At 64.4% G+C, this 21,100-nt stretch carries 20 protein-coding genes; 6 read left to right on the plus strand and 14 right to left on the minus strand.

What is annotated here, in order from left to right; all coding sequences use genetic code 11:
- Nucleotides 1–51: 51 nt before the first annotated feature.
- The 9 genes from KPL81_RS14875 to KPL81_RS14915 form a co-directional block, all read right to left on the minus strand.
- A complete protein-coding gene (locus KPL81_RS14875; RefSeq protein ID WP_219792841.1) occupies nt 52–675 on the minus strand; it encodes a nucleoside triphosphate hydrolase in 624 nt (207 codons plus the stop codon).
- Nucleotides 676–755: 80 nt separating this feature from the next.
- Complete coding sequence (locus KPL81_RS14880) at nt 756–1,538, minus strand: L-iditol 2-dehydrogenase (protein WP_209477320.1); 783 nt, start codon at nt 1,536–1,538, stop codon at nt 756–758.
- Nucleotides 1,535–2,254: an HAD family hydrolase gene (locus KPL81_RS14885; protein ID WP_219792842.1), complete on the minus strand. Its 720-nt coding sequence runs from the start codon at nt 2,252–2,254 to the stop codon at nt 1,535–1,537. The genes KPL81_RS14880 and KPL81_RS14885 overlap by 4 nt, the downstream gene beginning before the upstream one ends.
- Before the next feature lie 11 nt (nt 2,255–2,265).
- Nucleotides 2,266–3,408, minus strand: coding sequence for an ABC transporter ATP-binding protein (locus tag KPL81_RS14890; protein ID WP_209477316.1), 1,143 nt, complete (start codon nt 3,406–3,408; stop codon nt 2,266–2,268).
- Between the two features lie 11 nt (nt 3,409–3,419).
- Entirely contained in the window at nt 3,420–4,334 is a 915-nt protein-coding gene (locus KPL81_RS14895; RefSeq protein ID WP_240549295.1) for a carbohydrate ABC transporter permease, read from the minus strand.
- Between the two features lie 16 nt (nt 4,335–4,350).
- Entirely contained in the window at nt 4,351–5,241 is an 891-nt protein-coding gene (locus KPL81_RS14900) for a carbohydrate ABC transporter permease (RefSeq protein WP_219792843.1), read from the minus strand.
- Between the two features lie 63 nt (nt 5,242–5,304).
- A complete protein-coding gene (locus KPL81_RS14905; protein ID WP_219792844.1) occupies nt 5,305–6,609 on the minus strand; it encodes an ABC transporter substrate-binding protein in 1,305 nt (434 codons plus the stop codon).
- Between the two features lie 161 nt (nt 6,610–6,770).
- The gene (locus KPL81_RS14910; RefSeq protein ID WP_219792845.1) at nt 6,771–7,724 is read right to left on the minus strand and encodes a sugar-binding transcriptional regulator; all 954 of its coding nucleotides are present in this window, start codon (nt 7,722–7,724) and stop codon (nt 6,771–6,773) included.
- A gap of 42 nt (nt 7,725–7,766) precedes the next feature.
- On the minus strand, nt 7,767–8,324 hold the full coding sequence (locus KPL81_RS14915) for an NUDIX hydrolase (protein WP_209477309.1): 558 nt from the start codon (nt 8,322–8,324) through the stop codon (nt 7,767–7,769).
- Between the two features lie 70 nt (nt 8,325–8,394).
- Here KPL81_RS14915 and KPL81_RS14920 point away from each other — a divergent pair, with 70 nt between their 5' ends.
- Genes KPL81_RS14920 through KPL81_RS20855 form a run of 4 tightly spaced genes read left to right on the plus strand, consistent with a single transcriptional unit; the run spans nt 8,395 to nt 11,955 of the window.
- The gene (locus KPL81_RS14920; RefSeq protein ID WP_219792846.1) at nt 8,395–9,039 is read left to right on the plus strand and encodes a CoA pyrophosphatase; all 645 of its coding nucleotides are present in this window, start codon (nt 8,395–8,397) and stop codon (nt 9,037–9,039) included.
- Between the two features lie 29 nt (nt 9,040–9,068).
- Nucleotides 9,069–9,728, plus strand: coding sequence for a 2OG-Fe(II) oxygenase (locus KPL81_RS14925; RefSeq protein ID WP_209477306.1), 660 nt, complete (start codon nt 9,069–9,071; stop codon nt 9,726–9,728).
- Nucleotides 9,728–11,329: a PAS domain-containing sensor histidine kinase gene (locus KPL81_RS14930; RefSeq protein WP_219792847.1), complete on the plus strand. Its 1,602-nt coding sequence runs from the start codon at nt 9,728–9,730 to the stop codon at nt 11,327–11,329. Before KPL81_RS14925 ends, KPL81_RS14930 begins: the two co-directional genes overlap by 1 nt.
- The gene (locus tag KPL81_RS20855) at nt 11,326–11,955 is read left to right on the plus strand and encodes a response regulator transcription factor (protein ID WP_219792848.1); all 630 of its coding nucleotides are present in this window, start codon (nt 11,326–11,328) and stop codon (nt 11,953–11,955) included. The genes KPL81_RS14930 and KPL81_RS20855 overlap by 4 nt, the downstream gene beginning before the upstream one ends.
- Nucleotides 11,956–12,025: 70 nt before the next feature.
- Here KPL81_RS20855 and KPL81_RS14940 read toward each other — a convergent pair whose 3' ends face one another.
- The 5 genes from KPL81_RS14940 to KPL81_RS14960 form a co-directional block, all read right to left on the minus strand.
- Nucleotides 12,026–12,361 carry a copper-binding protein gene (locus KPL81_RS14940; RefSeq protein WP_209477288.1) on the minus strand — a complete coding sequence of 112 codons (336 nt, stop codon included), beginning with the start codon at nt 12,359–12,361 and terminating at the stop codon, nt 12,026–12,028.
- Nucleotides 12,362–12,374: 13 nt separating this feature from the next.
- Nucleotides 12,375–15,521 (minus strand): efflux RND transporter permease subunit, encoded by a 3,147-nt coding sequence (locus KPL81_RS14945; protein WP_219792849.1) that lies wholly within the window; start codon nt 15,519–15,521, stop codon nt 12,375–12,377.
- An 11-nt stretch (nt 15,522–15,532) separates the two neighbouring features.
- Complete coding sequence (locus KPL81_RS14950; RefSeq protein ID WP_219792850.1) at nt 15,533–16,996, minus strand: efflux RND transporter periplasmic adaptor subunit; 1,464 nt, start codon at nt 16,994–16,996, stop codon at nt 15,533–15,535.
- Complete coding sequence (locus tag KPL81_RS14955) at nt 16,993–18,201, minus strand: TolC family protein (RefSeq protein WP_219792851.1); 1,209 nt, start codon at nt 18,199–18,201, stop codon at nt 16,993–16,995. Before KPL81_RS14955 ends, KPL81_RS14950 begins: the two co-directional genes overlap by 4 nt.
- Nucleotides 18,202–18,379: 178 nt before the next feature.
- On the minus strand, nt 18,380–18,787 hold the full coding sequence (locus KPL81_RS14960) for a hypothetical protein (RefSeq protein WP_219792852.1): 408 nt from the start codon (nt 18,785–18,787) through the stop codon (nt 18,380–18,382).
- Between the two features lie 214 nt (nt 18,788–19,001).
- Between KPL81_RS14960 and KPL81_RS14965 the strand changes: the two genes are divergently transcribed.
- Both KPL81_RS14965 and KPL81_RS14970 read left to right on the plus strand, forming a co-directional pair.
- Nucleotides 19,002–19,682, plus strand: coding sequence for a heavy metal response regulator transcription factor (locus KPL81_RS14965; protein WP_219792853.1), 681 nt, complete (start codon nt 19,002–19,004; stop codon nt 19,680–19,682).
- On the plus strand, nt 19,679–21,082 hold the full coding sequence (locus KPL81_RS14970; protein ID WP_219792854.1) for a heavy metal sensor histidine kinase: 1,404 nt from the start codon (nt 19,679–19,681) through the stop codon (nt 21,080–21,082). Before KPL81_RS14965 ends, KPL81_RS14970 begins: the two co-directional genes overlap by 4 nt.
- Nucleotides 21,083–21,100: the final 18 nt, after the last annotated feature.

Below are 21,100 nucleotides of genomic sequence, written 5' to 3' on the forward strand. Positions count from 1 at the left end.
GCGAGCGGCAATGAACGAAGAAGAATGATCGGCCAACCGTGCGTGTCGCGGTCAGCGCCAGTAGAGGTCCGGGGCGATGGACTCGCGCTTGATCAGTCGGGCATTGAGCATGTCCTTGTTTCGCGCCTTGTCGACGGCGCCTTCCTGCTCCTGGCCCATGCCCAGCCAGCGCTGGATCAGGCGTGCCTCGAGTACTTCGTCGGCCACCTCGAGCAGCAGGGTCATGTCGAACAGCGGGTGGAGTTCGCGCCACGGATCGCGGTCGAGCAGCAGGTAGTTGCCCTCGACGATGACGAGGCGATGCCCGAGGGTGATCAGGCGCCCACCGGCCCGGGCCAGATCCAGCGGGCGGTCGAACACCGGCACCGCCACGCTCCTGTCGGCGCGACGAATGCGCTCCAGGTCATGCTTCAAGCCATCGGGATCGAAGGTCTCCGGCGCGCCCTTGATCGAAAGCTGTCCCAGCGGCTCGAGGATGGCGTTGTCGAGGTGATAGCCGTCCATCGGCACCACCGCGGCGATGCCGGGCACCCGCTCGTTGAGCTCGCGGCACAGCCACTCGGAGAGGAACGACTTGCCCGCCCCCGGCGGCCCGGCCAGGGCGACGATGAAGCGCTGCCGGTTCTCGGCGGCCTCCAGTAAACGCACCGCCATATCGTGAATGTTTGGATTCATTGTTCTTTTCCTACTCAAAGCGCAGGCATCAGGCGTGTTCGGAAAGGCGGCGAGCAAACGCAGCCAGTTTTCGAATACGCCTAGCTCATCCAGTTGCCTCCATCGACGTTTAGGGTTTGAGCGACCACGTACTCACTATCGTCCGAGGCGAGGAATACCGCCGCGCCGGCGTGATCCTCCGGCTTGCCCATGCGCCCGTATGGCACTGCCTCGCCGACCAGACGCTTCTTCTCGCCCAGCGGGCGGTTCTCGTAGCGGGCGAACAGCGCATCCACCTCATCCCACATCGGCGTGTCGACCACCCCGGGGGCGATGCCGTTGACCCGGATGCCGTAGCGAATCAGGTCGAGCGCGCAGGACTGGGTCAGGCTGATCACTGCGGCCTTGGTGGCGCAGTAGGTACTCACCAGTGCCTCGCCACGCCGCCCAGCCTGGGAGGCCATGTTGATGATCGCCCCGCCCTCGCCACGCGCCACCATGTGCCGGGCCACCGCCTGAAGGGTGAAGAACAGACCCTTGGTGTTGACGGCGAACTGACGGTCGAAACTGCCTTCACTGACCTCGAGCACCGGGGCCATGTCGAATACCGCGGCGTTGTTGACCAGGATGTCGATGGCACCGAGGTGCTGGGTGACCGCCTGGACCATCGCCTGGATGGTGTCGACATCGCAGACGTCCAGGCGCACGCCCATGACGCGATCGGCGCCCAGCGGACGCAGGCCGGCCACGGCCTCCTCCACTGCCGCCACGTCGATGTCGGCCACGGCGACCCGTGCGCCTTCGGCGAGATAGCGCTCGGCGATGGCCAGGCCGATGCCGCGCGCGCCGCCGGTGATTACCGCCACCTTGTCCTGCAGTTTCATCTCGGATTTTCCTCGTTGGTTTCGCTGGTGGCTGCCTTCGCTCCGGTGCGTCGTTGCTCGCGCCACTGCTGGATCAAGGCCTCCAGACCGTGCATGGCCGGCAGCACCCGCCACGCCCCGGCCTGATGCAACCGCTCGGCGTGCCCCGCCTCGATATGGCTGGCGCCGGTGAAGCCGATCACCGTCATGCCGGCGGCGTGGGCAGCGGTGACGCCGGAAACGCTGTCCTCGACAACCAAGCAGTCGCCCGGCGCCCGGCCCATCCGACGCGCCGCCAGCAGGTAGAGGTCGGGAGCCGGCTTGGGCCGCTCGACCTCGTCGGCGGTGAACAGCGGCACCTCACCCAGCCGGGCGTCGAGTCCGGTGACGGCCAGCGAGGCGAGCACCCGCCGGCGACGGCTGTTGGAGACGATGGCCAGCGGCAGCTCGATCCGCGCCAGCGTTTCCGCCACCCCCTCGACGGCACGCAGCTCTTCGGCCAGGCGCGCCTCAATGGCACCGTCGATGCGCTCCAGCGCATCCGCCGGCAGCCGATGAACGCTCTGCCGCTCCAGCTGCGCGAGGATTGCCGCGGTGGTCATGCCCAGCGCCTGGCGCACGGCGACGTCCTCGGGAATGTCCGGCAGCAGCTCGCCGAGCTGCTGGACCAGCGTGGCCTCGGCGACGATCTCGCTGTCCACCAGCACGCCATCGCAGTCGAAGATCAGTGTCTCCATGCCCGTTACGCTCATTGGCCGCCCGCCACGGACGGGGCGCGATGATCCTGGCGGTTGAGCCCGGCCAGGGGATGGCGAGACAGGCTGGGCAGAGCCAAGTCCTCGGCATCGAAAAGATGGGCGCAGGCGCGATCGAAGCCGAAGCGCAGGGTGTCGCCGACCCGGCTCTCGACGCCACCGTCGGCGCTCACGGTAACCAGGGTGTCCTGCATGCGCACGTAGAGCGAGGTCACCCCGCCGAGACGCTCGATCACCTCGATGCGCCCCGAGAGCGGTCCTTCGGGCTCGAGCTGCAGGTGTTCGGGACGGATACCGAGCGTCAGCGAATCATCGGTCAGAGCACTGCCGTCGACCGGCACCGTACAGGTCGCTCCGTCGGGCAGACGCACCTCGACGCCATCGGGCCCCGCGTCGACGCGCTCCACCATCAGGAAGTTCATCTTCGGCGAACCGATGAAACCGGCCACGAAGCGGTTGCGCGGATGGTGATAGAGCTCCATTGGCGAGCCCACCTGCTCGACCACGCCGCCCTGCAGCACGACGATCTTGTCGGCCATGGTCATGGCTTCGATCTGGTCGTGGGTGACGTAGATCATGGTGGCGTCGAGCTCTTCGTGCAGGCGCGCCAGCTCGATGCGCATCTGCACCCGCAGCGCCGCATCGAGGTTGGAGAGCGGCTCGTCGAACAGGAAGATGCTGGGATTGCGCACGATGGCGCGGCCGATGGCCACGCGCTGGCGTTGCCCGCCCGAGAGCGCCTTGGGCTTGCGTTCGAGCAGCGGCTCGAGCTGCAGGATCGCGGCCGCCTCGCGCACCTTGCGCCGACGCTCCTCCTTGGGCACCCCGGCGAGCTTCAGGCTGAAGCCCATGTTGTCCTCGACAGTCATGTGCGGGTAAAGCGCATAGCTCTGGAACACCATCGCCAGGCCGCGCTCGGCGGGACCGACCTCGTTGATGCGCTTGCCGTCGATCATGATGTCGCCGCTGGTGGCACTCTCGAGACCGGCGATCATGCGCAGCAGGGTCGACTTGCCGCAACCGGAGGGGCCGACGAAGACCACGAACTCGCGGTCGTTGACCTCCAGGTCGACGCCCTTGATCACCTCGGTGCCTTCGAAGCGCTTGACGATGTTGTGAAGTTGTAGCGTTGCCATGGGATACCTCGTTACTTGACGGCGCCGAAGGTGAGGCCGCGTACCATCTGTTTCTGGGTGAGCCAGCCGAACACCAGGATCGGGGCGATGGCCATGGTGGAGGCCGCGGAGAGCTTGGCCCAGAACAGCCCCTCGGGGCTCGAGAACGACGCGATGTAAGCGGTGAGCGGAGCGGCGCTGGAGGAGGTCAGGTTGAGACTCCAGAACGCCTCGTTCCAGCTCAGGATGACCGACAGCAGCCCGGTGGAGGCGATGCCCGGCAGAGTCAGTGGCAGCAGCAAATAGATCACCTCCTGGAAGGTGCTCGCACCGTCCATGCGCCCCGCTTCGAGAATGTCCCGCGGCAGGTCCTTGAAGAAGGTGTAGAGCATCCACACCACGATCGGCAGGTTCATCAGGGTGTAGACGATGATCAGCCCGGTACGCGTATCAAGCAGGCCGAAATCGCGGAACAGCAGGTAGATCGGCACCAATACACCAACCGGCGGCAGCATCTTGGTGGAGAGCATCCACAGCAGCGTACCCTTGGTGCGCTTGGTGGGCAGGAAGGCCATGGCATAGGCCGAGGGAATGGCAATGGCGAGCGCCAGCAGGGTCGAGCCGAAGGCCACCACCACGCTGTTGAGGGCGAACTTGAAGTAGTCCGCCCGCGCCTGCACGGCGACATAGCTCTCCAGCGTCGGGGTAAAGATCAGACTGGGATCGGCGATCGCCTCGGCCTCGCTCTTGAAGCCGGTCAGCACCATCCACAGGATGGGAAAGAAGATGATCAGCGCAATGCCCCAGCCAAGCAGCGTCAGCCAGACCCGCCGTGCACCGACGCTGGGCACCAGCGGCGTGTGTCGGGCGCGCGTCTCACCGGCGGCGTTAGTACTGGCCAGATGGCCTTCGGCCGGCAGGGCCTGCTTGGTCTTGTAAGTGGTCATGAGTACCTCCCTAGCCTCAATGTTCCAGGTTCCTGGCCACCAGCCGGACCAGGAAGATGGCGACGATGTTGGCCAGGATGATGGCGACCACCCCGCCCGCGGAGGCCAGGCCGACGTCGAAGTCGAGCAATGCCTGGATGTAGATCAGGAAGGCAAGGTTGGTGGTGGCGAGCCCCGGCCCACCGGAGGTGGTGACATAGATCTCGGCGAAGATCGTCAGCAGGAAGATCATCTCGATCATTATCACCACGCTGATGGCCCGCTTGAGGTGCGGCAGCGTGATGTAGAAGAAGATGGACAGCGGCCCCGCCCCGTCCATGCGTGCCGCCTCGACCTGATCCTCGTCGAGAGACTGCATGGCGGTGAGCAGGATCAGCAGCGCGAACGGCAACCACTGCCAGGCTACGATGATGATGATCGAGGTCAGCGGCAGCGCCGAGAACCAGTCCACCGCCGGCAGGCCGAACACGCCGGCTAACCATGCCAGCACCCCATTGGAGGGATGCATCATCATGTTCTTCCACACCAGTGCGCTGACCGTAGGCATGACGAAGAACGGCGAAATGGCCAGCACCCGGGCAATACCGCGGCCGGGAAACTCCTGCTGGAACAGCACCGCCAGCAGCACCCCGCCGACCACGGTGATCACCAGCACCGAGCCCACCAGCAGCAGGGTATTGCCCATGGCCCGCCACAGCGCCGGATCGGTGAACAGGAATTCGTAATTCTCCAGGCCGGCGAAACCCTCCATGCCGGGCATCAGCAGGTTGTAGCGCTGCAGCGAGAACCAGACGGTCATGCCCAGCGGGACCAGCATCCACAGCAGCAGCAGCGTGACCGCGGGCGCCTGTAGCGACAGCGAGCGCAGGCCACCGACGGTACGCCCGGAGGCGCGTGTCTTGCTCATGACATCACCACGTACGTTGGATTGACCGCCGAGGGACTCCCCGGCGGCGAGTCGAATGCCGGATCAATACCCGGCACGTTGCATGGTGCGCTCGGTGGCGCGCTGGGCCGTCTGCAGCGCCTGCTCGACGCTGGTATCGCCGGTCAACGCCGACGCGATGGTCTGGCCCACCTGAGTTCCTATCGACTGGAACTCGGGGATGCCGACGAACTGCACGCCGACATAGGGACTCGGCTCCAGCGTCGAGTCGGTAGGATCGGCGCTGTTAATGGCGTCGAGCACGAAGCCGGCGAACGGCGCCTCGCGCTGGTAGTTCTCGTTGGCGTAGGTCGACTCTCGCGTGCCGGGCGGCACGCTGGTCCAGCCCTCGCTCTCGCCGACCAGTTCGATGTACTCCTGCGACGTGGCCCAGGTCAGGAAGGCCTGGGCGGCGTCCTGCTTCTCCGAGGAGGCGGGAATGGCCAATGCCCACGACCACAGCCAGTGCGCCCCCTTAGGCGTCTCGGCCACCGGCGCCGGCGCGAAGCCGAGGCGATCGGCGACCTGCGACTCGGCCGGATTGTAGAGCTTGCCGGCAGCGGAGGTGGCATCGACCCACATGGCGCAGTTGCCGCGCGAGAACAGCGCCAGGTTCTCGTTGAAGCCGTTGGAACTGGCCCCCGGCGGGCCATAGTTGCCGAGCAGGTCGACGTAGAAGCCGATCGCCTCCTGCCAGGCCTGGGAGTCGAGCTCCGGGTTCCACTCCTCGTCGAACCAGCGCCCGCCGAAGGTATTCACCAGAGTGGAGACGAAAGCCATGTTCTCGCCCCAGCCCGGCTTGCCACGCAGACAGATGCCGGCCAACCCATTGTCGGGGTCGTGCAGTTCGGCCGCCCAGTCTCGTACCTCCTCCCAGCTCGGCTGCTCGGGCATCTCGATGCCGGCCTCTTCGAACAGGTCGGTGCGGTAGTAAAGCATCGAACTCTCGGCATAGAACGGCAGCGCGTAGAGTTTGCCCTCGTGACTCAGGCCGTCGCGCACCGGCTTGAGCAGGTCGTCCTCGCGGTACGCCTCGGGCAGATCCTCGAGGGCGACCAGCCAGCCGCGCTCGGCCCAGATCGGCGCCTCGTAGGTACCGATGGTCATGACGTCGAACTGGCCGCCTTCGGTGGCGATGTCGGTGGTCAGGCGCTGGCGCAGCACGTTCTCCTCGAGCACTACCCAGTTGACCTCGATATCCGGATGGGCCTCCTCGAAGGCCTCGGTCAGGCTCTGCATGATGACCATGTCGTTGTTGTTGACGGTGGCCACGGTGATGGTCTCGGCCTGGGCCGCGCTGGCGACGGCAACGGCCAGGCCGGCCAGGGGAAAGGCGTGAGCGAGCTTCATGTCGTGCTCCTGTGCTGGGCTTGCCCCGTGGGGCGTTGTTGTTGGAAGCCGGATATTGTTATGAACAATTACTCATTCATCGATCAAATGATCGAATACGCAGAGCAAAAAGGCAAAGACGAACCCCTTAGACTTTAGGCTATAAAGAGGTAAGCGACTGACTAGCTTTCGTTTTCAAGGATATAGCGAGCAGCGTTCTCGTCGGTGACGAGCCCCTTGAGCCAGCCGCCACGCAAGGCGGCAAGGAGGGCAGGTCCCTTGTCGCGACCGCCGGCAAGCGCAACTAGGGTCTGGTTGCGAAACATCGTCAGCGGGAGACTGGTGACGCGCCGAGTGATCGAGCACTCGATGACGGCGCCGTTGCGGTCGAGGGGCCAGCCGAGCAACTCGCCCACGGCATTGCGCGAGAGCAACTCGTCGAGCTCGGCTTCACTGATGAAGTGATCTTGGAACAGGGTGGCCTGGCGATCGATGCGCCCTACCCCGATGTAGGCCGCCTCGGCATCCTTGGCGACCTCGACGATGGCCTGGAACAGGCGCTGACCGAGCATTGCCTCCTTCTCCTCCACCGAGCCAGCCACCACCGGCGCTGGCAGCAGGAAGCGCTCGCCGCCGGTCTTGTCGGCCAGCACCATCACCCCGTCGTAGCGGTTGGCGGATCCGTCGCGGGCAACGTTGCCCACCAGCGAGACGAAGCGGTGCTGGGGTCGCTCGATGCGGCTGAGCGCCTCCACCGTAGCCCGCACCGAGCGCCCGGTGCCCAAGGACAGGGTCAAGGGTTCGGAGCGCTCGATCAGCCGGGCCAGCCGCTCCGCCCCTGCCACTGCCAGGTAGTGGGCGCTGCTCTCGAGGGCTTCCGGGTCGGCCGGCACCACGTCGCAGAACTCGAGTCCGAAGCGCTTGAGGAGGCTATCCGACATGACCATGCAATTGGCCAGCGGATGATCGATGTGCACCTTGACCAGCCCCTCCTGACGCGCCAGGGCCAACAGCCGCTGCACACCGGGGCGCGACACCCCGAGCTGGGTGGCGATCTCGTCCTGGGTCCGCCCCCCCACGTAGGAGAGCCAGGCCGCACGCGCCGCCTGATCCAGCTTCAGCTCGAACTTGTCCATGTTACCCGTCCCTCATCGATTGCCCATCAGGCCGAGCCACGATCATGCCGAACCAAAGTAGCGTTCGCGATCTTCGGCAGTAATATCGCTGATATGCAGGGGATAGTGGCCGTCGCCGCGGTCGGCATAGAAATGGCGCAGGGTGCGCTCGATGGTGGGAAAGGCCAACTCGTCCCAGGGGATCTCGTGCTCCTCGAACAGCGCCACCTCCAGGCTCTCGGGGCCGGCGGAGAAGCTGCCGGCGAGGTCGGCGCGAAAGATCATGTAGACCTGGTTGATGTGCGGCAGGTTGATCAGGGTATAGAGCCCATGGATTTCGACCTCGGCGCAAGCCTCCTCGCGAGTTTCACGAGCAGCGGCCTCGATGGTGGTCTCGGCGTTCTCCATGAACCCCGCCGGCAGGGTCCAGAAGCCCTTGCGCGGTGAGATTGCCCGGCGGCAGAGCAGGATCCGCGAGCCGCTCACCGGCAGAGTGCCCGCCACGATGCGCGGGTTCTGATAGTGGATCGAGCCGCAGGCGTCGCACAGGTACCTGGGCCGGTCGTCCCCTGCCGGGATCGCGAAGCGCACGGGTTGGCCGCAGTGGCTGCAGAAGTTCATGGGTCTCCCTGGCAGGCTTGACGTCGGCGAAGGCCCCCGGGTAGAAGGAAGCAAAGCCGATGGAAACCCCATGTTAGAGAATCTTCGCCAGCGCCTGCAAGCGCACGCTCCGCGCCGCCTGCGCCTCGACATGCCCCAGGCCGCGGTGTTGTTGCCGATCGTCGACCGCCCCGAGCCGACGCTGCTGTTCACCCGCCGGGCGGGCCATCTCACAACTCATAGCGGCCAGGTAGCGTTCCCCGGCGGCAAACGCGAGGAGGAGGACCGCGACCTGCTGTTCACCGCCCTGCGTGAGTCCGAAGAGGAGATCGCCCTGCCGCCGGAGCGGGTCGAGCTGCTCGGCCGCCTGTCGGACGTGATCTCGCTGCACGGCATCCTGGTCACGCCCTATGTGGGCCTGATTCCGCCCGACCTGCCGCTCGTGCCCGATCCCACCGAGCTGGATGCCATCTTCGAGGTGCCGCTCGAGCTCTTCCTCGAGGATCGCCGCCACCACACCGACGTGATTCCGGTGAACGGCCGCCCTCACTACGTGCCCAGCTACCATACCCAGGGTCAGGTGATCTGGGGCCTCTCGGCAATGATGCTGGTGGAGCTGCTGGCCGAAGGATTCGAGCGCCCTATCAGCCTGTTCGATGAGCCACCACACGGTCGGCTATGCTATTTTCCCGAACGCCTGCTGCGCAGCTCGAAAACCGAGACGCGCCTTTCCTGAGAGCCTGCCCCGGAGGTCCTGCCTCGTCCATGTCGCTGCTCACCCGACCGGCCTTTGCGGCCAGCGCCCTGCCTCAGTTGGTCGACGCCCTGGTGGAACAGGGCTGGTACATCGGCGAAGGCTTTCTCGACCCGGAGCTGTGCCACGACCTGTACCGGGAGCTTTCGGAGATGGCCGATCACGATATCCTGGCCGCCGCCGGCATCGGTCGCGGCGACGAGCACCAGCTGCGCCGCGACATCCGCGGCGATGCCATCCGCTGGCTCGACCGTGAAAGCCTGGCCCAGCGCCGCTATCTCGAAGCCATGGGCGAGCTGCAGAACGAGCTGAACCAGGCGCTGTACCTGGGGCTATTCGAATACGAGGCCCACTTCGCCCACTACCCGCCCGGAGCCTTCTACAAGAAGCATCTGGACAGCTTTCGCGGTCGCGCCAACCGGGTCGTCTCCACGGTGGGTTACCTCAATCCCGACTGGCCGACGGATGGCGGCGGCGAGATGGCGATCTTTGCCACCGACGATCCTGAGCGGGAAGTGGCCCGGGTGCGTCCCGAAGCCGGCAACTTCGCCTGCTTTCTCTCCGAAAACGTGCCCCACGAGGTGCTGCCGACCCGCCTGCCACGGGCCAGCATCGCCGGCTGGTTCCGGCGCAACGCCTCGCTGGGCGGCCGGGTGGATCCGGCGCGCTGATGGCAAGCGAGATCGAGGCGCTGCGCGCACGCCTGGCCGAGCTCGAGGCCCGCAATGCCGCGCTTGAGCTAAGAGAAAAAGAGTTTGAAACGAGGATCGCCGAGCTCGACGAGGAGAAGCGCCACTATCAGTGGCTGGCCGAGAGTACAACCGACCTGATCTCGCGCCATGCCCGCGACGGCACCTTTCTCTATGCCTCCCAGGCCGCCCGCGAACTGCTCGGCTACGAACCGGAGGAACTGATCGGCGTCTCGGCCTACGACCTGTTCCACCCGTCCGATCTTGCCGACCTGCTCAACAAGTCTCCGCGGGTCTACTACCACGACGGCTTCTACCAGCAGACCTACCGCTTCCGCGCCAAGAGCGGCCGCTACGTGTGGTTCGAAACCACCAGCCGCACGCGCCGCGACCCGGCCAGCGGCGAGCTGATCGACGTGCTCTGTGTGTCGCGCGACGTGGGTCGACGCATTCATGCCGAGGCCAACCGCGAGCGCCTGGCCAGAGTGGTGGAATCGACCACCGACTACGTGCTGTTCTGCGATGGCGACGAGCGGCTGTTCTACTCCAACGAGGCGGCCAGAAGGCTGCTGGGCCTGCCGCGCGAAGGGCTCGATGCTGGGCTCGAGCGGGCCTATACGCCGGCGTCACTGACCATTCTGCGCGAGATCGTGTTGCCCGCCGTGGCCCGCTACGGCTCCTGGAGCGGCGAGCTGGAGATGCCAGGGCCCCGGGGGGCGGTACCGGTGCTCAGCGTGGTACTGGCCCACCGCGGCCCGGGGGCCGAACCCGACCACCTTTCGCTGCTCAACCGCGACATCGGCCTGCGCAAGGCCGCCGAGGCCCAGGCCCGGCGCCACCAGGAGCAGATCGCCCACGCCAACCGCCTGGCGACGACCGGTGAGCTGGCCTCCAATATCGCTCATGAACTCAACCAGCCGCTGGGTGCCATCGGCAACTATGCCAGCGGGGCGCTGATGCAGCTCGCGGCCGACCCGGAACGCCCCGCCAGAGACCTGACCCTACCGCTCACACGCATCGACGAGCAGGTGCAGCGGCTCGGAGAGCGCCTGCGCCACATTCGCGCCTTCGTGCGCAAGGGGCAGACCCGGCCGCGCCCGGTCGTGCTGCTCGACGCGGTCGACGCCGCCTGCCGCCTGTGCGAATGGCAGTACCAGCAGGCAGGCATTGGTCTCGAGCACGAGCTGCCGGAAGCATTGCCGCGCGTTTTGGCCGATCCCATTGCCTTGGAGCAGGTGCTGGTCAATTTATTGCTCAACGCGCTGGAGGCGAGCCGCGAGCACCCCGGAGCGGCACGGGTGGCGGTTCGCGCTCACCAGAGCGGGCCCCGCGAAGTGACCTTCAGCGTCAACGACCAGGGGCCTGGCGTCAGCGAGGCTGAGGCTCAGGCGATCTTCGCTCCCTTCCACTCAAGCCGCCCCGAGGGACTGGGCATGGGGCTCGCCATCAGCCGCTCGTTGATGGAAGCCATGGGCGGCAGCCTGGAACTGGCCAACGGTTCCGAGGGCGCCACCTTTGCGGGTACACTGCCAACCGAACCGCCACCGGCCCATCGCCGCGTACCGCCCCGGAGCCAGCCGTGACCAAGCCTACCCCTCCTTGTATCGCCGTGGTCGACGACGACGAGGCACTGCGCGACTCGCTGGCCTGGCTGCTCGACTCCGTGGGTCTGGCTACCCGCGCCTTCGCCGATGGCGAGGCGTTCCTCGCCGCCAATCCGGACGCCTTCGACGCCGTGCTGCTGGACGTACGCATGCCGGGGCTCTCCGGCCTGCAGGTGCAGCAACGGCTCAACGAGCACGGCACCACCGTGCCGGTGATCTTCATGACCGGCCACGGCGACGTGCCCATGGCCGTCGCCGCGCTCAAATCCGGCGCCTTCGATTTCATCGAGAAGCCGTTCAATCACCAGCAACTGATCGACGCCGTACAGCAAGCACTGGCCGAGCATCAGCACCAGCGGGCGATACGCGAGCGGCTCGATGCCCTGCGCGAGCGTTATGACGCTCTGCGTCCCAAGGAACGTGAAATAGTGGTACTCGTCGCCGAGGGCCTGACCAGCCGGGAAATCGCAGCGCGGCTCGACGTCAGTGCCAAGACCGTTGAAGTCTATCGGCTGCGAGCGATGAAGGAATTGGGTGCCGGTAGTCTCGCCGAGCTGGTGCGCCTCTGTGTGGCGCTGGGTCTGGTCGGGTCGTTGCCTGAATGAGCCGCACCGCTCTCCCCGGAGAGCGGTGCGGCTTTCTTGCTGACGCTACCGAGGCATGCGCAGCGACGACTCAGTCGACGGCCTCGAGCGAGACGATCTCGTAAGCGGTCTCGCCAACCTGGCGCAGCACGAAGCGTACCCGATCCTCCACCTTGACCTGCCCGGCCAGCACTGGGTCCGCCAAGGCGATCGCCATGGTCATGGCCGGCCAGCGCAGCTCGGCAATAGGCTCATGAGCCAACGTGACGCTGGCGCCATCATCGGCCACCGACTGTACCGTACCGACGCCCTCCGCTGTGCGCATCACCTGCTGCCCATTCATCGCCATGTCGCCATGCCCATGTTCATCGCTCGCGACGGCCAGCCCGGCCAGGAGCAGGCTCGTTGCGACGGTCGTATACCGCATGAAGTTTTTCATCTTAGTGGCTTCCTTCAAGAGTCATGTCAGTGCGCTCGGCTTTGTGTGGAACGGTTTCGGGAAACCGCCTGCGTTGCCAGAGCCAATAGAGAACGGGAATGAGCAGCAGCGATACCAGTGGAGCGGAGATCATGCCGCCAACGACAGGGGTAGCAATCCGCTGCATGGCCTCGGAGCCGGGGCCGGAATCCAGCAGCAGCGGGCTCAGACCCAGCACGACTGTCAGTGACGTCATGGCCTTGGGGCGCACGCGCATGACGGCACCTTCGATAATTGCTTCGCGTAGCTCACCACGAGAGCGAGGCTGGCGCTGCTCCACCGCCCCTTTGACATACATCAGCATCACCACGGCGAACTCCGCCGCCAGCCCGATCAGCAGGATGAAGCCTGCCGCTACGGCCACCGAGACGTCGTAGGCCAGCCAGTGCAGCAGCCACACGCCACCGACGGCGGCGAAAGGCAGCGATCCCATCAGCATGAAAGTCTCGGCGGCATTGCGGAAACACAGGTAGAGCAGCAGGAAGATCAGCACGATGGTCACCGGAACCACCCACTGAAGCCGCTCCTTGGCTCGCTCCATGTACTCGTACTGCCCTGACCAGGTCACCGAATACCCCGCCGGCAACGTGACCTGTTCCATCACTTTCTGGCGCGCCTCGTCCACGTAGCTGCCGATATCGCGCCCGCGGATGTCGACCACCACCCAGCCATTGAGTCGGGCGTTCTCCGTTCGAATCATGGCGGGTCCGTCGACGATATCGACCTGCGCCAGCGCCTGAAGCGGCAGGTAGGCCCCGGTCGAGGTGATCACCGGCAGGTCGCGCAAGCGCTCGAGAGAGTCGCGCCAGTCCTGGGGGTAGCGCAAATTGATGGGATAGCGCTCGAGGCCCTCGACGGTTTCGCTGACGTTCATCCCCCCGACTGCGGTCTGGATGATGGCCTGCAAGTCACTGACATTGACGCCATGGCGTGCGGCGGCACGTCGGTCGATATCCACTTCGACGTAACGCCCGCCCGCAGTGCGATCAGCATAAGCCGATGCCGTACCCGGCACATTCTGCAGCACCCGTTCAATCTCGCGACCGATGCGTTCGATCTCCCCCAGATCGGAGCCGGCCACCTTGATGCCTACCGGCGAGCGAATGCCGGTCGAGAGCATGTCGATGCGTGTCTTGATCGGCGGTACCCAGACGTTCGCTACCCCCGGAAAGCTGACCGTCTCGTCCAGCTCGCGGATGATGTCGTCCTTGGTCATCCCCTCGCGCCACTGGTCACGAGGCTTGAAACGGATAACGGTCTCCAGCATGCCGATCGGCGCCGGGTCGGTCGCGGTGTCGGCGCGCCCCGCCTTGCCGAAGACGCGTTCGACCTCCGGCACCGACATGATCAGGCGGTTCGTCTGCTGCACGAATTCACGCACTTTTCCGATAGAGACACCGGGCTCCAGCGACGGCATGTACATGAGATCGCCTTCGTCCAGTTGAGGCATGAACTCGCTGCCCAGCTTACCGGCCGGATAGATCACGCTGGCGGCCAGAAGTATGGCGGCCACGACGGTTGCCCAGGGGTAGCGCAACAGCGCATCCAGCCCCGGTCGGTAGATGGCAATCAACATGCGGCTGAGCGGATGCGCGGCTTCGGGGCGAATCCGCCCACGCACCAGGTAGCCCATCAGCACCGGCACCAGGGTGATACCCAGCCCGGCCGCTGCCGCCATGGCATAGGTACCGGTAAAGGCGAGCGGGGAAAACATGCGCCCTTCCTGGCCTTGCAAGGTGAAAAGGGGCAGGAAGCTGGCCACGATGATCAGCAGCGCGAAGAAGATCGGCCGGCCCGTCTCCTTGGCCGCCTCGGCCACGGTGTGCCAGCGGTCCTCGCCCGGCGGCGCCTTTTCCAGCCGCTTGTGCAGGTTCTCCACCATGACGATGGCGGCATCCACCATGGCACCGATCGTCACGGCGATGCCCCCGAGCGACATGATATTGGCGTTGATGCCCTTGGCCTGCATGATCATCAATGCCGCCAGGATGCCAATCGGCAAGGCCACGATGGCCACCAGGGCCGAGCGAAAGTGCAGCAGGAAGACGACACAGACCAGCGCGATGATCGCAAATTCCTGCAGCAGCTTGACCGTCAGGTTGTCCACGGACTCCTGGATCAGTACCGAACGATCGTAGGTCTCCACGATCTCGACGCCTTGCGGCAGGCTCGCGCGCAGCTCATCAAGGCGCGCCTTCACGCGCTCGATGGTGGCCAGCGCATTCTCGCCATGGCGCATGACGACCAAGGCACCCACGACTTCTCCCTCGCCATTCAGCTCAGCGATGCCGCGCCGGGCCGCGGGGCCGACGCGGATCTCGGCCACGTCTTCGAGCAACACCGGCGTGCCGTCGTTGCCCAGGCCGACGGGCACCAGACTGAGTTCCTCGATGCCGGTCAGATACCCCCGCGAACGGACCATATACTCCGCTTCGCTCATCTCGATCACGGAACCGCCCGCTTCACGGTTCGCCCCCGAGATGGCGGAGCGAATCCCCGCCAGGGTCAAACCGTAGGCTCGCGCCCGATTGGGGTCCAACACCACCTGGTACTGCCTGACCATTCCGCCCAGCGTGGCGACCTCGGAGACCCCGGCCACGGATTGCAGCTCGTACTTGAGGAACCAATCCTGCAGCGAGCGCAGGTCCGCCAGGTCGAGCTCTCCGCTGCGGTCGACCAGGGCGTACTGGTAGACCCAGCCAACTCCCGTCGCATCGGGCCCCAGGGCAGGCTGTGCGCCCTCCGGCATGCTGGGTGCCACCTGGCTCAGGTACTCCAGCACGCGGGAGCGGGCCCAGTAGGGGTCGGTGCCGTCCTCGAACAGCACGTAGACATAGGAGTCGCCGAACATGGAGAAACCACGGACGTCCCTCGCCTTGGGCACGGCCAGCATCGCCGTCGACAGCGGGTAGGTCACCTGATCCTCAATCACCTGGGGTGCCTGGCCTGGATAGCTGGTCTTGACGATCACCTGGACGTCGGACAGGTCCGGGATCGCATCCAAGGGCATCTGTCGGCCCATGAAAACTCCCCAGACAACGAAGATGGCAGTCGCCAAGAGCACCAGCAGACGATTCTGCAACGACCACTCGATGATCCTTTCGATCATGTTGCGACTCCTCAGTGGTCGTGAGCCAGGGGTTCGATGGCGGTGATCTCATAGACGAATTCCTCTCGCTCACGCATGCGGAAGCGCATCGCCATATCGTCGCGCAGCCCATCGAGTTCGAGGTCGTCGGCCGCGGCAAAGTCCATGCTCATGGCGGGCCAGCCGAGCTGCGGAATCGGCGCGTGGTCGACATGCAGCTGGCGGGACTCGGCATCGATGGCGAGCAGGCGGCCGGAGGCCCAGACCTCCTCGCCGGTGCCCTCCTCCGCCGCTTCGTTCATGCGGCCGAGCTCGGCGCTGGCTGCCGCCTCGGAGTCGAGTAGGAAGTGGCCGGAGAGTACGACACGCTCTCCCTCCTTGAGGCCTTCGATGATCTCGAGGTCGCCGTTGGCACGACGTCCAACCTGCACTTCGCGGGCCTGGAAGCGCCCTTCGCCCAGCGCCTGGATGACGCGATCCTGCCTGCCGGTGCGAATCACGGCCTCGGCGGGCAGGTACAGCACTCCCTGCAGCGGGCGTGGCGCCAGGTAGACATCCGCGTACATGCCCGGCTTCAGCCGCTCTCCAGGGTTGTCGAAGGCAAGGCGCACCTGCACGGTTCGGGTCGGGCTGCTCAGGCTCGGATAGATGTAGTCGACCCTGCCCGTCAAGAGCTCACCGGGGCGAAAGGGCAGTTGCACCTGGGCGGCATCGCCGCGCGCTACGGCATCCACTTGGTGCTCGAACAGATCGGCGATGACCCACACACGCGAGAGATCGGCTATGGTCATGACCTCGGTACCCGGCGTGACAAACATACCCTCGCGTACGTTGAGGGCCTCCACGACACCGCCCTGGTCGGCCCACACCGACACCAACCGGCGCGGCTCGCCCGCTCGCTCGATCTCGGTTATCTCGGCGGCGCCGACGCCCAACGCTCTCAGGCGCTCACGCGCCGGCGCGGCGTTACCGCCTCGTCGCACGATGTGCAACAGCTCTTCCTGGGCATTGACGAGTTCCGGAGAGTAGACACGGAACAGCAGTTGGCCCGCCTCGACCCGCTCGCCCGTGGTACGTACGCTGAGGTCCTCGATCCAGCCCTGGGTGCGCAGGTGCACGTGACTCAGGCTCGACTCGTCGTAGTCGACGAAGCCCACCGTCTCGATCTGCCGAACCAGGTCACCGCGCGCTACCGAGCCGATGCGCACGTTCATGTTCTGCTGTACCGCTGGGCTGATGCTAACCGTACCGGGGGTCGCCGCGTCAGCGCCGCCCGCGTAGATCGCTATGAAGTCCATGCCCATTTCGTCCTTACGCGGCTCGGGAGACGTGACCGAAGGGTTATGAGGATGGCGATAATAGAGGATTTCGCGCCCTTCGCTGGACGCTTCAGCCGCGGCAATGCCATGCGTCGACGAATCCTGCCAGTAGTTCATGGCAGCGGCTCCCGCTGCCGCCCCCATACCAAGCAGGGCGATGACCGCCAATGTCTTCATGCGTTTTCTCCTAACACATAGAGCAGATCCACCTGCTCAAGGCGACGCTGCGTGCCGATGCGCACTGCCTCAATGCGCGTTTCCAACTCAGTGAGGCGAGCGCGCACGAGCGAATTGAAATCTGTCGTACGGTTGCGATATCCATGTTCGGCGGCTTCGGCGTTCTCACGGGCCTGCGGGAGGAGATGCTCCGCATAACGACGCTCACGTTCGTTCAGTTGCTGCCACCTGGCTTGAGTCTCCCCCAGTTGGCGCTGCAGCTCGCGGGCCTGCTCATCCCAGGCATACTGTGCGGCCTCACGTCGATGCACGCTGGCCGATAGATCACGATCCTGGCGCTGGCGTGTAAAGAGCGGGAGGTCGACCATGACCATCGCCGACATGCGATCCGGCATGCCCATGCCCCGCTCCGTTGGCGTACCGTAGGTCAGCTCGAGCGTCCACTGCGGCTTGTAGCCTTGACGCGCCAGCTCGACGTCATGGATGCCAGCATCGATAACGGCCTGTTCGGCACTCAGCAGTGGATGTGCCAGCAACGTTCCTGTCGGTTCGGCCAGCTCGGGCAGGTCGAGGGGCAAGGGGCGCGAGACGGCTTCCTGGCCAACCCAGCGGGCAAGCTGAGCCAGGGCCGCCGATTCCAGCGCCTGGACACTTAATACGCGGTCATGCAGTCGGCTCAGCTCCAGCTCGGCGCGCAGCAGGTCCTGCTGGTCGGCGAAACCCGAAGCGAACTCGCGTTCGGTGATGTCATGCAAGTCCTCGAACAAGGGTTGGCTCTTCTCCAGCACGTCGAGGATGGCGCGCTGTTCGAAGAGCATCAGATACGCACGCCGCACGGCACGTACGGCAACCCGTTCCGCATTGCTGCTACGCGCCGCTTCTGCCTGGGCCATGGCCGATTCGCGCTCACTGGCCAGTCGGCGGCTGTCGCCTCGGGGAAACATCTGTCTTACTCCAACGCGAAGTTGGGTCATGGTGTCGTCTTCGAGAGAAAAACCATCCCGGGCCACGTCCATGACTTCCATGATCAGCGACGGGTCGGGGAGCTGGCTGGCTGAGATGGCTGCCTCGCGGCGAGCCTCAGCCAACTCCTGATAGCGCAGCGCGGCAGGATCATTGCTACGGGCAAGTCGCTCCGCTTCACTGAGCGACAATACCGGCCCCGACAACGCCGGGGGAGGCAACAAAAACGCTGTGCTCAGCATCACTGCGAGCACCATTGGTAATCGAATTCCCATGAGCCACCCCGCGCTCGCCAGAGCGCTGCTGCAAGAACAACGCTCCATTATGTTTTGCCAAGCGTTAATCAAATTACTCGACATTGTTTACCCAACTGACCGACTCGCGCCGGCCAGTCATATTTTTCAATGTTCTGTCACCAGATTATTGAAAAGCGACATGCAAGCTATAGCGATGAACGTCCCAGCTATCCCCGCCGGGAGCTGAACTCCCTGACACGACCAAACGATACTGGCCAGCCGACAAAGCTTCTTTAATTTCAAAGTCGCTTCCGGAAGATGTCACCTCCTTCACCGTGTTACCCTGAGCATCGACCAACTTGGCTTTCATCGGCAGTATGGAATGCGTACCCGGAAAGTGGCTGCTTGCGATCCTGACCGTTGCTGGCTGATCCAGATTTATCTGATAATCATGAGATTGCCCAGAGTTAATGATCGTACTGGCTGTACTACCCTCCTGGAGAACATTCCCATTTGCCGCACCAAAATTGGCAAAGGCTGGCACTGAGAACATGCTGATAACGGCAGCGGCAAGAGCAATTTTCTTAAACATGACGCACCTCACTTTTAATGGAAAACTTTGCTAGAACTACTTTCCAGCCAACAGGACTATTACCACAAACTGCAGGCGTGATAGAGTAACGACCCTGCCTACTCACCTCCCTTGTTGCTTATTCATGTGGGCATAGTACGTAGCCGTAGAGGACAGGAAGCTGACTCGAAAATGACATTTTTGTCATTTTCGACCGGAGCAGGACGGAGGCTTTATGAAGATATTGATCGTAGAGGATGAGCCAAAAACCGGTGACTATCTGGCGCAGGGGCTGCGAGAAGCCGGTTTTGTCGTCGATCTGGCGCGTGATGGCCTGGATGGACTGCACCTGGCCCAGAACGAAGACTATGACCTATTGCTTCTCGACGTGATGCTGCCGGGACTGGACGGCTGGAGCATTCTGCAGATGGTGCGCCGATCCGGACAGGACGTACCTGTGCTCTTTCTGACGGCCCGGGACGACGTCGACGACCGGGTGCGCGGGCTCGAGCTTGGGGCCGACGACTATCTGATCAAACCGTTCGCCTTCTCGGAGCTGCTGGCACGGATCCGCTCATTGCTTCGGCGCGGCAAGGCACGCGAGCCGGAAGTGTTCCGCGCCGCCGACCTTGAGCTCGATCTGCTGCGACGGCGAGTCACACGAGCCGGCGAGCGTATCGAGCTCACCGCCAAGGAATTCGCTCTCCTCGAGCTCTTGATTCGCCGCCAAGGAGAAGTCCTGCCTCGCTCACTGATCGCCTCACAGGTGTGGGACATGAACTTCGACAGCGATACCAACGTCATCGACGTTGCCGTCAGGCGGCTGCGCGCCAAGGTCGATGGCCCCTATCCCGACAAGCTGATCCGGACCGTACGCGGCATGGGATACGTACTGGAGTCAGGGAATAGCCAATGACTCTCTTTCCGCTCTCCCTGACGACTCGACTCGCCACACTCTTCTCGCTGCTGGTAGCAGGCCTGCTGCTGCTGCTTGGGCTCTCGCTCGAGCACCTGATTCGGGGCCACTTCGACGATATCGATCAGATGGAATTGACAGCAAAGCTGAATATGATCGACAACCTGCTCGACCGGGTCGATAGCCCCGACGCACTGGATGCGCTGCCCCGGTATCTCGATGACGTGCTGACGAGCCATGCCACGCTGTCGGTCTCCATCCACGATGAAGAAGGGCAAGTACTATACGCTTACCAGCCGGAATTTCTCGCGCCCGTGAAGAATGGTGACGTTAGCTCACCTAGCGCCCGCTGGAGCGTGGCGGGCTATGAATTCATTGGACATGAAGTCCAATTACACCTCCCCCTACCCGTACCTGCTCCCGTACACGTCCTGCTGGGGCTGGATATCACGCACCATGCGCACTTTCTCGAAGACATCCGTCGGTATCTCTGGACAGGCATTGCGCTGGCCGCCCTGCTGACAGCCTTGTTCGGCTGGCTAGTCGCCCGCCAAGGCCTGGCTCCACTCAAGCGGATCACTGCCACCGCCAGCCGGCTTTCCGCCGAACGCCTGGGTGAACGGCTCGATCTGCAAGCCACGCCTCCGGAAATGCTCAAGCTGGCCAACGCGTTCAACGGTATGCTGAACAGGCTCGAGGCCGACTTTCAACGGCTCAGCGAGTTCTCGGCGGACATCGCCCATGAGCTACGCACCCCGGTGTCGAACCTGCTCACCGAGACTCAGGTCGTGCTGTCCCGGCCACGCAGCGCAGAGGAATATCGGGATATCCTGCATTCCAACCTGGAGGAGCTGGAGCGTCTGGCCCGAATGATTGCCGACATGCTGTTCCTGGCCAAGGCCGACCACGGGCTTCTGCCCAATCCTGCCGAGTCGGTTCACCTGCAGCAGGAGGTGGCCGCCCTGCTGGAATTCTACGAAGCCCTTGCCGAAGAGAAGCAGGTCGAGATGCAGGCCACCGGTTCAGCTACCGTTACCGGCGACCGCCTGATGCTACGCCGGGCTGTCGCCAACCTGCTTTCCAATGCGCTCCGCCACACCCCCGCCGGTGGCAACATTGCAATCGAGATCGAACCGCGTGCCGATGTGGCCCTACTCACGGTACGCAACACTGGCGACACCATCCCCCCCGACCAGCTCCCACGGCTGTTCGAGCGCTTCCATCGCGCCGACAACATCCGCAGCCACCATGGTGAGGGTGCTGGGCTGGGGCTCGCCATCACTCGCTCGATCATCCAGGCTCATGGTGGAGACGTCGCGGTCAGTTCGCAGAATGGCACCTCGACCTTCTGCCTCTCCCTACCGCTTTTCGGAAGACAAGGTACTACGTCAGAGGAATGATTCGGTAACTCCCCTACC

Source organism: Billgrantia antri (assembly GCF_019430905.1).
Lineage (GTDB): Bacteria > Pseudomonadota > Gammaproteobacteria > Pseudomonadales > Halomonadaceae > Halomonas > Halomonas antri.